Source organism: Corynebacterium aurimucosum ATCC 700975 (assembly GCF_000022905.1).
GTDB lineage: Bacteria > Actinomycetota > Actinomycetes > Mycobacteriales > Mycobacteriaceae > Corynebacterium > Corynebacterium aurimucosum_F.
On record NC_012590.1, the window covers coordinates 514,953 to 526,215 of the forward strand.

Consider the following 11,263-nt stretch of genomic DNA (forward strand, 5'->3'; position numbering starts at 1 on the left):
GACTAAGAATGCGCGATTACGTAGAAATCGGCGTCGGCCGCGAGGCACGCCGCACCTATGACTTGAACCAGATCTCCCTGGTGCCGACTCGCCGTACCCGTTCCTCCAAGGACGTGGACACCTCGTGGCACATCGATGCCTACACCTTTGAGGTCCCGTTCGTCTCGGCGCCGACCGATGCGCTGGCCACTCCCGAGTTCGTTATCGAGATGGGCAAGCAAGGCGGCCTCGGTGTTATCAACGCGGAAGGCCTGTGGGGCCGCCACGAGGACCTGGAGGGCGCGATTGCCCGCGTGACGGAGAACTTCGGCGACCTGTCGACGCTGCAGGAGCTGCACGCAGCACCCCTGAACGAGGAGCTGCTGGCCGAGCGCATCGCGCAGGTCCGCGATTCCGGCGTGACCGTGGCCGTGCGGGTCTCCCCGCAGCACGCCCGTGAGCTGGCGCCCGTGGTTATTAAGGCCGGCGCGGAGTTGCTGTTTATCCACGGCACCCTGATTTCCGCCGAGCACGTGCAGACCGGTGGCGAGCCGCTCAACTTGAAGGAGTTCATCGGTTCGCTGGACACCCCGGTGATTGCCGGTGGCGTGGCGGATTACACCACGGCGCTGCACCTCATGCGCGCGGGCGCCGCGGGCATCATTGTTGGCTCCGGTGTGAACACCAACCCGGAGACCGTCGGCATTGATATCCCCATGGCGACGACCATCGCGGATGTTGCGGCCGCACGCCGCGACTACCTGGACGAGACCGGGGGACGCTACGTGCACGTGCTTGCCGACGGCGACATCTTCACCTCCGCAGACATCGCCAAGGCCATTGCCTGTGGCGCCGATGGTGTCGTTCTAGGCCCGGTCTTAGCCCGCGCGGCGGAGGCCGGCGGCAAGGGCTGGTACTGGCCGTCCACGGCCGGCCACCCGCGTTTCCCGCGCGGCCTCATTGAGCCGATTGGCGTGGCCGATTCCCTCCTGGGCACCGGCACTTTTGGCGCCGATGCTTTTGACGCCGCCGCTTCTGGCAATGCAGCTTCTGGCGCCACCGAGGACGCCTCAGCGGGTGCGCCTTCCTTGGAGGTCGTACTCCACGGTCCATCCAACGAGCCGCTGGGTGAGCTCAACTTGGTCGGTGGGCTCAAGCGTGCCATGGCAAAGTGCGGCTACACGGACCTGAAGTCCTTCCAGAAGGTCGGACTAGCCGTCCGCTAATCTGCGTTGGCGCAGCCGCCCGGGGGAGCGCTGCGCCGAGCAACAAGGCTCCGGGCTGAAATTATTTCGCCGTCTCAGTGGTGCGGGTGCCGGACTCAGAATTCGGTGTGGGGCTCACTGCATCAGCGGTGTCACTGTTACGCGGCTTCTGAAACCACTGCAGCCGGGGTTTCTTCAGGCGGCGTGGGCGCAGTGCCACCTTGCGGAAAACCACCCGCCCGCGGGCCGGCGCCATGGTTTGTAGCACCGAGGCCACCACCACCAACCCGATAGCCGCCAGCTTGAGCTGGGACACGTTCTGGGAGAGCAGGATCCAGCCAAAGAGTGCGGCGAAGACAGGCTCCAAAGCGATGAGGATCGAAAAGACGTTGGGGGCAAGTTTGCGCAGCGCAATGAATTCCAGAGAGTAGGGGATGAGCGAGGCCAGCACGCCCGTACCCAGTGCAAACAGCAATAGGGTGGGGTCGCTGGCCAAAGCCACCGCGCCGCGCCCGCCCACTGGCAGGAGCACGAGGCTGCCGATGAGGAAAGCCATAGCCAAGCCGTCTGCACCGCTAAAGAGCGCCCCGGCCTTCTTGCTGGCCAGGATGTAGGCGGCCCACATTGCGCCGGCGCACAACAAGAAGAACACGCCACGCAGGTCGAGGGGGGCTCCGTTGAAGGAGTCCAAGCCCATCAGGCCCATGCCGAGAAGTGCGAGGGCGACACAGGTGGCGTCGCGAAGCGAGCGTGAGAGACAGGCCGCTAGCAGCAGCGGCCCGAGGAACTCGATGGTGACCGCCGGGCCCAGCGCGACGAGCTCGATGCCGGCATAGAAAAAGCCATTCATCAGGCCCAGCGTGAGGCCGAACATGGTGGCGGAGATCCATTTCTCGCGGCTCCATGTGTGCACGCGCGGTCGCGCAATGGCGAGCAGAATCACGGCGGCGAAAAGCAGACGCAGCGAGGCGGTGCCCCACGGGCCGCCAATGGGGAAAAGCTGAATGGCGAGGCTCGCACCGAGCTGGAGTGAAATGCACGAGCCGATGACGCACAAAACTGCAAACGGATTGGTCATGCAGTCCATTGTGGGGTGGGAAAAACTGTTAGTCTATCTACAGTTTTTAACACGTACCTGTTAGGGATTCTGTCATGTTGGATCTGCACCGTCTGCGCATTCTCTACGAGTTGCAACGCCTCGGCACCGTCACCGCTGTGGCGGAATCGCTGCGCTACACGCACTCGGCCATCTCCCAACAACTGGCGCAGTGCGAAAAGGATGTCGGCGTGGCGCTGTATGAGAAGGTCGGCCGGCGCGTGCGGCTGACGGAGCAGGGCGAAATCCTTGCCTCCTACGCTGAGCGGATGCTCGCTTTGGCGGATGAGGCGGAGTCGCAGGTCATCGCGTCAACCAACGCGGTGCGGGGCACGATTAAGGTCACGACCTTTCAAACGATCATGTCCTCGCTGGTCCCACGGGCGCTGACGGAGTTGGCGCGCGAATACCCGGACCTGCGCGTGCAGATCATCCAGCGTGAAGCCGATGGCGCAATGGAGCTGCTGGCGCGCCGGGAGGTGGACCTCATCCTGGGTGAAGAGTATGAGTCGGACATGCCCGCCACGGATGAGCACACCCACCGGGAGCTGCTTCTCGACGACCCCCTCCGCCTCATCACCCCACTCACCGGCCCCTGGAGCGAGTTGCGCTTGGAGGATTTTGCAGCATGCGATGGCGAAATCCCCTTTGCCATGGACCCGGAGGAGTTTTTATTGGGGCGCTTCGTCCACCGGCTGTGCCGGCGGCATGGTTTTAACCCCAGCGTGCTCTATGAAACCCCGGACCCCTTCCTGCACGCGCATCTGGTGCGCACAGGCCACGCGGTGGCGGTGATTTCGGACCTCTTCCTCGACGAGATTGAGGGCGTGCGCGTGGTTGCCTTGCCCGGTAATCCCACCCGCACGCTCTACACCGCGGTGCGCGCCGGGCGCGAGGGACACCCCGCTTTGCGGGCGTTCCGGGAGGCGCTAGGCAAGGCGGCTGCCACCGCTAAAGATTTTGGGCCACTCCCTGCGGTCTAGGGCGCGGGTTCTTGCGTTAAACTGATGACCGTGACTAACCCAAATACAACCCCGCGTCCTGTCCTCGTGGTGGACTTTGGCGCCCAGTACGCGCAGCTCATCGCCCGGCGCGTGCGTGAGGCCAACATCTACTCCGAGGTTGTCCCCAATTCCGCCTCCGTGGAGGACATCAAGGCCAAGAACCCGGCCGCGCTGATCCTCTCCGGTGGCCCGTCCTCCGTATACGCGGACGGCGCCCCTGCACTGAAGCCGGAGCTGCTCGAACTCGGCATCCCGGTCTTTGGTATCTGCTACGGCTTCCAGTCCATGACCCAAGCCTTGGGCGGTACCGTGGCCTCCACTGGTGCCCGCGAGTACGGTCGCACGGACATGACCGTGTCCGGCGGCGTGCTCCACAAGGGTCTGGAGGACACCCACAAGGTGTGGATGTCGCACGGCGATTCGGTCTCTGAAGCCCCGGAGGGCTTTGAGGTCACCGCCTCTTCCGAGGGCGCTCCCGTGGCCGCCTTCGAGTGCCTGTCCAAGAAGATGGCCGGCGTGCAGTACCACCCGGAAGTTCTCCACTCGCCGCACGGCCAAGAGGTGCTCACGCGCTTCCTGACTGAGGTCGCAGGTTTGGAGCAGAACTGGACCGCAGAGAACATTGCGGAGCAGCTCATTAACGATGTGCGTGAGCAGATCGGCGAGGAAGGCCGCGCGATCTGCGGCCTGTCCGGCGGCGTGGATTCCGCCGTGGCAGCAGCGCTGGTGCAGCGTGCAATCGGTGACCGTTTGACCTGTGTCTTCGTCGATCACGGCCTGCTGCGCGCGGGTGAGCGTGAGCAGGTGGAGAAGGACTTCGTGGCGTCGACTGGCGCCAAGCTCATCACCGCTGATGAGCGCGAGGCCTTCCTCAACAAGCTGGCCGGTGTGACCGAACCGGAGGCCAAGCGCAAGGCCATCGGCGCGGAGTTCATCCGCTCCTTCGAGCGCGCCGTCGACCAGGCTCTGGACGGCCAGGACGCCGCGTTCTTGGTGCAGGGCACGCTGTACCCGGACGTGGTGGAGTCCGGTGGCGGTGACGGCACCGCGAACATTAAGTCTCACCACAACGTGGGCGGCCTGCCAGACGACGTCGAGTTCGAGCTCGTCGAGCCGCTGCGCCTGCTCTTCAAGGATGAGGTGCGCGCCGTCGGCCGTGAGCTGGGCCTGCCGGAGGAAATCGTGGCGCGCCAGCCATTCCCGGGCCCGGGCCTGGGTATCCGCATCATCGGTGAGGTCACCGAGGAGCGCCTCGAGACGCTGCGCCAGGCGGACCTCATCGCGCGTACCGAGCTGACCAACGCTGGCCTGGACGGCGAGATTTGGCAGTGCCCGGTGGTGCTGCTTGCCGACGTCCGCTCCGTCGGCGTCCAGGGCGACGGCCGCACCTATGGCCACCCGATCGTCCTGCGCCCGGTGTCCTCCGAGGACGCCATGACCGCGGACTGGACCCGCCTGCCGTACGACGTGCTGGAGAAGATCTCCACCCGCATCACCAACGAGGTCAAGGAAGTCAACCGCGTGGTGCTCGACGTAACCTCGAAGCCGCCCGGAACCATCGAGTGGGAGTAAGCGCAGCCGAAAGGCACTGGGACACGCACTGCATCAGTGCAGTGGAGTATCTCAGTGAGATAGCGCAGTGCTAGAGAGCATGTAGCGAAGCAAACTCCCAGATGCTGCGTAGCGCGGCCGTGCCCTAACTAACGGGGCGCGGCCGCGTTCTACGTTTTCAGCCCCTAACGTTCTGCTGGTGCGGCTGATGGCCTTGAAGCTGTCCCGTATTTCTCGCCGTGAGTTCCGCCCGCGGTGCGGTATAGAGAGTCTGCATGGCCACGGTGCTGGTCAGCTTCACCAAAATTTTCAGATGGCGCTGACGTACTTGTGAGCACACATCGGCAGCCCACATACTGTGGGCGCGCACGCCGCTAGCGTGCTCGTTGACAGTATCGACGGCGTTAGTGCGCACGGCGCTAAGATGCATACCTCTATAACGCGCGCGCGAGTAGCCGCACGCTGAGCAAATTTTCTCAGCGAGCGGCTGGTGAAAGCGGCTGTGCGTCGCAGGGTGTCGCAAGCCAGTGATCTGGTGGCTCGCGACCGGTTGTTCCGGCGGGGTGGCGCTTTGATCGTGAGATCAGGGCGAAGTCTACGGGCTAAATCCACTCATCAACTCGGTGGTGGGTCCGGAGGTTCGCCGGAGTTATGCGGCGGTTCCCCAGCGCCAGAGCCGTAAGGTGGGCCGGAACGTGAGGCGGGAGGGTCGGATGTTGGCGGATCCGTGGATGTCCGAGCAGCTGTACGCGTCCCAGAACTCAGGGCGGAACCCGGGGCCGCAGGAGTTGCAGGGGCCGGAGCGGAGCGCGGCGGGTGGGCCGGGCTTTCGATGGGAATTGGTGGCCCCGCCCACGGCGGCAGGTAGTGCACGCGGCCATCGATGCGGTCGAGACGCCCGCGGCCGGTGGGCTTTTCCGGATCATCGTCATTGACCGCATTGTGGTAGGCACACAGCGGCACCAAGTTGGACATATTCGTCGGCCCGCCATCTTGGAAGCGGGTGAGGTGATGAATCTGCGAGTCTTCAGCGGGCGCGTTGCAACCCGGCCACGCGCATGTCGGGTGCTCCGCCGACAGCGCGAGGCGCTGCTTGGTGTTGGCGAAACGGCTCGCCATGTACAGGTTCACGGGGCCGTGGTGGGGATGGACGAGGGTGATGAGTCCGACGTCGGCAAGCTTTTCGCGCACGAACTCCGCCCCCGTCACCGTGGCCCCATTCGTCAGCTGCAGTTCAATCTCCTCACCATCGCCATCCACGATGCGGTCCAGCTCATCCAAGCGCACGATGACGTTGGACTGCAGCTTCTGGCCGGAACCACCGCCGCCGCGGAACACGGTATGCGCCGCGGTGAGCAAGTCCTTGTCGGTTGTCTTCAGCACGGCCAGCAGTTTGGAAATATTGAGCGAGGAATCCGTAATGCTCAGCGTGTGGTTGCGGCCCGCGCGCCGCGTCACCCGCACGCCCGGCGCTGGGTCCTTGGGCGGGCGCCACTCTTTGAGCTTGGCCTTCGCCACCATGGGGATTTTCTCCCGCGGGGTGGAGGCCAGTAGTTGGCGCAGCTCCCAGGCCTTGCGGGCCTTGAGCTTGGAGCAGTAGCGCTCGATATCGAGGAGAGTGAACACGTCGTGGCCCGTGCGGCGGGCCTTGCGCTGCCGGGAGCGGAACATCGTGTCCCCGAAGTACAGCGCGTGCAGCCCCAGGAGCTTCTCTGCGAAATCTGGCCGCGCACCCATCTGCACCAGCTGCGCGCGCGTGACACCGGCGCATTGCTCGACCACGTCGAGCCCGCGCGCTAGTGCTTGAATGTAACCCCCCAGTTGCATAGCTCACAGCCTAAACCAGGTTGGGCAACCTCGCTACTTGAGCGCAGAAATCGCAGCGCAGAGCTTATCGACGTCCCCCTCTTCCGTCGACCACGCCGTACAAAAACGCACCACGCGTAGGCCTTCGTGTTCTTCGAAGAACTGGCACACGAAGTCCTGCAAGAGCTTTTCTTCTTGCTCGCGTGTCAGCAGAGCGAATTGCTGGTTGGTGGGGGAGTCAAAGAGCATGTCGATGCCTGCGGCGCGGAATGCCTCGGCTATGCGCTGTGCTTGAGCATTGGCGCGGGCGCAGATCTGCTCGTAGAGGGTGGTTGCAGCTGTGCCGGTGACCTCAGTGTCTGGGGTAGTTGCGCTAGCGTCTGCGTAGGAAGCGTTGGTTCCGGGGAGCGCATCGGCGGAGGCACGAGGGGCGCTGAAAAGGGCGGCGAAATGCGCGCCGAGCAACCAGCCCTTAGCTAGCAGGCCGCCGTTTTGCTTCATGGCATTGCGAAAGCGCGGCGCGCCCGCGGGGAAGACGATGGCCTCGCCGAAGAGGGCACCGCATTTGGTGCCGCCGATGGTGAAGACGTCGACAAGCGTGGCCAGGTCCGGCAGGGTGATGTCCGAAGCGGACAGGCCGTAGCCGAGGCGGGCGCCGTCGACAAACAGGCCCAACTCGTACTCGTCGCAGACCGCGCGCAGGGCCACGAGCTCCGCGCGGGAGTAGGCGGTGCCGAACTCGGTGGGCTGCGTGATGTAGACCAGCGCGGGCTCCGGCATGTGTTCCTCTACCCCGGAGGCGCGGTATTCCTTCATGCATGCGCGCACCTGCGCGGCGGTGATCTTTCCCAGCTGGTTCGGCAGTGTGATGACCTTGTGCCCAGTGTGCTCGATGGCGCCGGTTTCATGGGTGGCGATGTGCCCGCTATCCGCCGCGATAACGCCTTCCCAGGGGCGCAGGCGATGGGCAATGATGGTGGCGTTGGCCTGCGTGCCACCGACCATGAAATGCACCTCGGCGTTCGGCGCCTGGCAGGCAGTGCGGATGCGCTCAGCGGCCGTGGCACAGAGCTCGTCGGCGCCATAACCGGCATAAGCCCCACCCGCCCCCGCAATGGCTTCGAGGACGCGGGGGTGGGCTGAGCGGTGGTAGTCGTTGCCGAAGTGAATCATGGTGGGCCAGTTTAGCCGGTGACCGTGACTTCGCCGATGCCTGCGTCGATGTGAATGTTCAACAGCGCGTCAGGGTCCTGACGTTCGGTGCAGTTGCTCTCGCCCAGGCCGTCATCACAGGTCAGCGCGACGGGGATGTCCTTCGGGAGGATGACCTCGACGGCGCCGATGCCGGCGTCGACGGTGACGTCGTGCTCGTCTTTCAGTTCGTGGAGCTGGCTGAAGTCCACCGTCGATTCGCCGATGCCCAGGTCGTAGTAGTCCTCGAGCTCATCTTCATGGGTGGGCGCGATGTCTTGCTCACCGACGTTGAAGCGGGCGCTGAAGCCGGATTCTTCGTCGGCCTCGATGACGAAGGTGCCTCCAAAGAAGGCAATCGTCAGGGCAGCCCCCACAGCGCCGAGGGTAATCGCGGCCTCAGCCCACTGCGAACCGCGCTTCTTTTTCGGTTCTTCCCGCGGGCCCGGCTCCGGCAGGTCCCAGGCATCGGGCACCACGCCGAGCGGATCCCAGGACGGCGGGGTCCTGCGCCCCGGTGGGAAAGGATGGCCGTCTGCCGGGGTATAAGGGTTGAGGTTGACAGGTTCCTCGCGCACCGGCTGTTCGGTGGCCAACAGCCCGCTGGGCGGTAGTGGTTCGCGTTGGTGAAGGGCGTACCACGCCAGCGCCAACAGGCCGAAGGTCAGCGTAGCGGGCGGAAGGCCGGCGAGGAATTGTCCGCTGAGGAACAGCGGGCCGGAGCTAAACGTAAGAAGGACGCCGATAATCAGCACCCAGCCGAGCTCTTGTTCCTCCTTGACGCCATCTTTGCCCAGGGCCGCATCGAGCGGGCAGTAGGGCGAACCGAAGCGCGGCATGAGTGCCCACGCGGCGAGGTAGGCAGCGATGCCGCCGCCGAAGGCGAGTGCTGCGACCACGAAGGCCACGCGGACGATCGTGGGGTCAAGCTGGTAGCGCACCGCGATGCCTTCGCAGACACCAGCGATGTGCGCGTCACCGCCCTGTTTCTTAGGAAGGCGGACGGGGCGGGTCGTCCACATCTGGTTGAGTGTGCTGTTCTTCGTCATGCTTTTATGGTGCCGCGTGGGGTCTCGCGGCGGTATCGGTAATCGCCCTGATTTTTCGACCTCAGGGTTGTCCCTGATGTGCCCGAGGGGTGGTGCGTGGGACTATGTCTAGTATGACTTCGCCCTATGTGCCTGCAGAAAACGCGGCGCCTTATCCCGTGATGTCGCGCCCCCAATCTGGCCGCGTGGTCGCCGGCGTGGCGGCGGGGCTGGCGCAGAATCTGGGGGTTTCGGCGCTCTCCGTGCGCATCGCCTTGACCGCGTTGACCCTGCTGGGTGGGGTGGGGGCGATGGCCTATGCCGGGCTGTGGATTTTCACGCCCGCGCTTGACGACGCCCCCTCCACCCGCCGGAGCCCCCTCTCCCTCGTGCTGGTGTTCCTGGCGCTGGCGGGTAGTGCGGTGGGGGTGTTGGGGGTTTCGGGGGCGTCGCTAAGCGTGGCGGTGCCATTGGCGGTGGTGGCCATCGGCGCGGTGCTGGCGTGGTTGGCCTATGACCGTGGCCTGAATACCCCGGTGGGCCTGGTTGCTGTGGCGGCCGGTGCTGTCCTGGTCATCGGTGGCGTCGTGGTGGCGGCGGTGACGTGGGAGAGTGGATCGGGTTCGGCGATCCTGGCCACGGCGCTGACGCTGGTGGGCTTTGGCGCGCTGGTGGTGCCGCTGGTGCTGAAGCTCTGGCGTTCGCTGTCGCAGGAGCAGGCGGCGAAGGCGGTGTCGGAGGAGCGTGCCGAGATTGCCGCCCGCCTGCACGATTCGGTGCTGCAGACGCTGGCGCTGATTCAGAAGCGGGCGGGGGATTCGCGTGAGGTGACGCGTTTGGCGCGCGCCCAAGAACGCGAGCTGCGCGCCTGGCTTTTCGACGCCCCTTCCGCCGCCCCCACCACCTGCTTCGGCGCCCTCGAAGCAGCGTGCGGGGAGGTGGAGGATCTCTTTGACATGCGGGTATCCGCAGTGACGGTGGGTGAGGACACGGAGTTGACGGAGTCCGCGAAGCTGCTTATTCAGGCCGCGCGTGAGGCGATGGTGAATGCCGGCAAGCACGCGGGCGTGGACGTGGTGGACGTCTACGCGGAGTTGTTGGCGGGCGAGCTGAGTATCTTTGTGCGCGACCGCGGGGTGGGTTTCGACGTGGATGCTGTTCCCGCTGATAGGCACGGGATTCGTGACAGTATTCGCGCGCGCGTAGAGGGAACTGGTGGGCGCGTGCGGATTTCCTCGACCCCGGGGGAGGGCACCGAGGTGGAGCTGGCGGTAGCGTTATGAGCATGGTGAAGGTCTTTTTGGTTGATGATCATTCCGTCTTCCGCGCGGGCGTGCGCGCCGAGTTGGCGGCGGCTCCGGAGATTGAGATCGTGGGAGATGCCGGCACCGTCGCGGAGGCGCTGGAGGGCATTGCGCGCACCTCGCCGGATGTGGTGCTTCTTGATGTCCACATGCCCGACGGCGGCGGCCTCGCCGTTATTAACGCGACGGCTAATCAGCCGGCGCGGCCGGTGTTTTTGGCGCTGAGCGTGTCGGATGCGGCGGAGGATGTGATTGCGCTGATTCGGGCGGGCGCGCGCGGCTACGTGACGAAGAATATTTCCGGCCCGGACCTGGCCGAGGCGGTGGTGCAGGTGCATAGCGGGGACGCATACTTTTCGCCGCGCCTGGCAGGCTTTGTCCTTGACGCTTTTGCCTCCGGATCGCCCGCGCCGGAGCCGGAGGAGGGGCAGGACCCGGCGGTGGATGCGCTCACGCGCCGCGAGTTGGAGGTCTTGAGGCTGCTCGCGCGCGGCTATACGTACCGCGAGATTGGCAAGCAGCTGTTCATCTCGGTCAAGACGGTGGAAACGCACGCCTCCAATATTTTGCGCAAGACCCAGCAGTCCAACCGCCATCAGCTCACGCGCTGGGCCACCTCGCGCGACCTGGCTTAAGTCGCAGCCTAGGCAGGGGGAGCGTAGGCGAGCTTGCGGGAGCCGTCGACGTGGGGAAAGAGCAGGAAGGCCGCGCCCGCGACGAGCACCCACACCAGCGCGCTGCCCCAGGCAGGTAGTGCGAGGAGCGGGGAGAGCATAACCATCAACCACAGCACCATGAGGGGAATAAGCTGTGCGGCGTTGGGCAGCATGGTGACGTTGTGGCGCTGGGCATAATCGCGCAGGTCCGCGCGGTAGGGGTGCAGGAATACGAGCGCGCAGGCCGCGAGGAGGAAGAGCAGGCTGAGCCCTAGCGCGAGGCCGAAGTGGATGCGGCTGCTACCTGCCCCCACGGCGGCACCAGCTAGCAGCGAGGCGCCGAGGCGTACCCACGGCGGAGTGGGGATCGGGGTGGTGTGCGCGCGGAGGGGATTCATGGCGCCTAACGCTACCAGCGCAATTGCGCGCGTCCGGGGAGAGGT

At 65.2% G+C, this 11,263-nt stretch carries 10 protein-coding genes; 5 read left to right on the forward strand and 5 right to left on the reverse strand.

Annotation, left to right across the window (positions count from 1 at the left end):
* Positions 1-8: 8 nt before the first annotated feature.
* A complete protein-coding gene (locus CAURI_RS02590) occupies positions 9-1,205 on the forward strand; it encodes a GuaB3 family IMP dehydrogenase-related protein (RefSeq protein WP_010189461.1) in 1,197 nt (398 codons plus the stop codon).
* A 61-nt stretch (positions 1,206-1,266) separates the two neighbouring features.
* On the opposite strand, the gene CAURI_RS02595 is transcribed toward CAURI_RS02590, so the two are convergent.
* Positions 1,267-2,262, reverse strand: coding sequence for an EamA family transporter (locus CAURI_RS02595; protein WP_010189458.1), 996 nt, complete (start codon positions 2,260-2,262; stop codon positions 1,267-1,269).
* Positions 2,263-2,336: 74 nt separating this feature from the next.
* Here CAURI_RS02595 and CAURI_RS02600 point away from each other — a divergent pair, with 74 nt between their 5' ends.
* Positions 2,337-3,263, forward strand: coding sequence for a LysR family transcriptional regulator (locus CAURI_RS02600; protein WP_010189457.1), 927 nt, complete (start codon positions 2,337-2,339; stop codon positions 3,261-3,263).
* A gap of 24 nt (positions 3,264-3,287) precedes the next feature.
* Complete coding sequence (gene guaA / locus CAURI_RS02605; protein WP_010189455.1) at positions 3,288-4,856, forward strand: glutamine-hydrolyzing GMP synthase; 1,569 nt, start codon at positions 3,288-3,290, stop codon at positions 4,854-4,856.
* Positions 4,857-5,450: 594 nt separating this feature from the next.
* Here guaA and CAURI_RS02615 read toward each other — a convergent pair.
* From CAURI_RS02615 to CAURI_RS02625, 3 genes are read right to left on the reverse strand one after another with little or no spacing between them, the layout of a single operon-like run.
* Positions 5,451-6,662 (reverse strand): HNH endonuclease signature motif containing protein, encoded by a 1,212-nt coding sequence (locus tag CAURI_RS02615; RefSeq protein ID WP_010189451.1) that lies wholly within the window; start codon positions 6,660-6,662, stop codon positions 5,451-5,453.
* A gap of 33 nt (positions 6,663-6,695) precedes the next feature.
* Positions 6,696-7,814, reverse strand: coding sequence for a threonine aldolase family protein (locus CAURI_RS02620; protein WP_010189449.1), 1,119 nt, complete (start codon positions 7,812-7,814; stop codon positions 6,696-6,698).
* An 11-nt stretch (positions 7,815-7,825) separates the two neighbouring features.
* Positions 7,826-8,881, reverse strand: a complete 1,056-nt coding sequence (locus CAURI_RS02625; RefSeq protein WP_010189448.1) for a PspC domain-containing protein — start codon at positions 8,879-8,881, stop codon at positions 7,826-7,828.
* Positions 8,882-8,994: 113 nt separating this feature from the next.
* Between CAURI_RS02625 and CAURI_RS02630 the strand changes: the two genes are divergently transcribed.
* Complete coding sequence (locus tag CAURI_RS02630; RefSeq protein WP_012714854.1) at positions 8,995-10,143, forward strand: ATP-binding protein; 1,149 nt, start codon at positions 8,995-8,997, stop codon at positions 10,141-10,143.
* A gap of 2 nt (positions 10,144-10,145) precedes the next feature.
* The gene (locus CAURI_RS02635; RefSeq protein WP_029158950.1) at positions 10,146-10,799 is read left to right on the forward strand and encodes a response regulator; all 654 of its coding nucleotides are present in this window, start codon (positions 10,146-10,148) and stop codon (positions 10,797-10,799) included.
* A gap of 8 nt (positions 10,800-10,807) precedes the next feature.
* Here CAURI_RS02635 and CAURI_RS02640 read toward each other — a convergent pair whose 3' ends face one another.
* A complete protein-coding gene (locus CAURI_RS02640; protein WP_010189444.1) occupies positions 10,808-11,218 on the reverse strand; it encodes a hypothetical protein in 411 nt (136 codons plus the stop codon).
* Positions 11,219-11,263: the final 45 nt, after the last annotated feature.

Coding starts and splice junctions, on each gene's coding strand:
- CAURI_RS02590 (WP_010189461.1), top strand. CDS start 9: ATGCGCGATTACGTAGAAATCGGCGTCGGCCGCGAGGCACGCCGCACC.
- CAURI_RS02595 (WP_010189458.1), bottom strand. CDS start 2,262: ATGACCAATCCGTTTGCAGTTTTGTGCGTCATCGGCTCGTGCATTTCA.
- CAURI_RS02600 (WP_010189457.1), top strand. CDS start 2,337: ATGTTGGATCTGCACCGTCTGCGCATTCTCTACGAGTTGCAACGCCTC.
- guaA (WP_010189455.1), top strand. CDS start 3,288: ATGACCGTGACTAACCCAAATACAACCCCGCGTCCTGTCCTCGTGGTG.
- CAURI_RS02615 (WP_010189451.1), bottom strand. CDS start 6,662: ATGCAACTGGGGGGTTACATTCAAGCACTAGCGCGCGGGCTCGACGTG.
- CAURI_RS02620 (WP_010189449.1), bottom strand. CDS start 7,814: ATGATTCACTTCGGCAACGACTACCACCGCTCAGCCCACCCCCGCGTC.
- CAURI_RS02625 (WP_010189448.1), bottom strand. CDS start 8,881: ATGACGAAGAACAGCACACTCAACCAGATGTGGACGACCCGCCCCGTC.
- CAURI_RS02630 (WP_012714854.1), top strand. CDS start 8,995: ATGACTTCGCCCTATGTGCCTGCAGAAAACGCGGCGCCTTATCCCGTG.
- CAURI_RS02635 (WP_029158950.1), top strand. CDS start 10,146: ATGGTGAAGGTCTTTTTGGTTGATGATCATTCCGTCTTCCGCGCGGGC.
- CAURI_RS02640 (WP_010189444.1), bottom strand. CDS start 11,218: ATGAATCCCCTCCGCGCGCACACCACCCCGATCCCCACTCCGCCGTGG.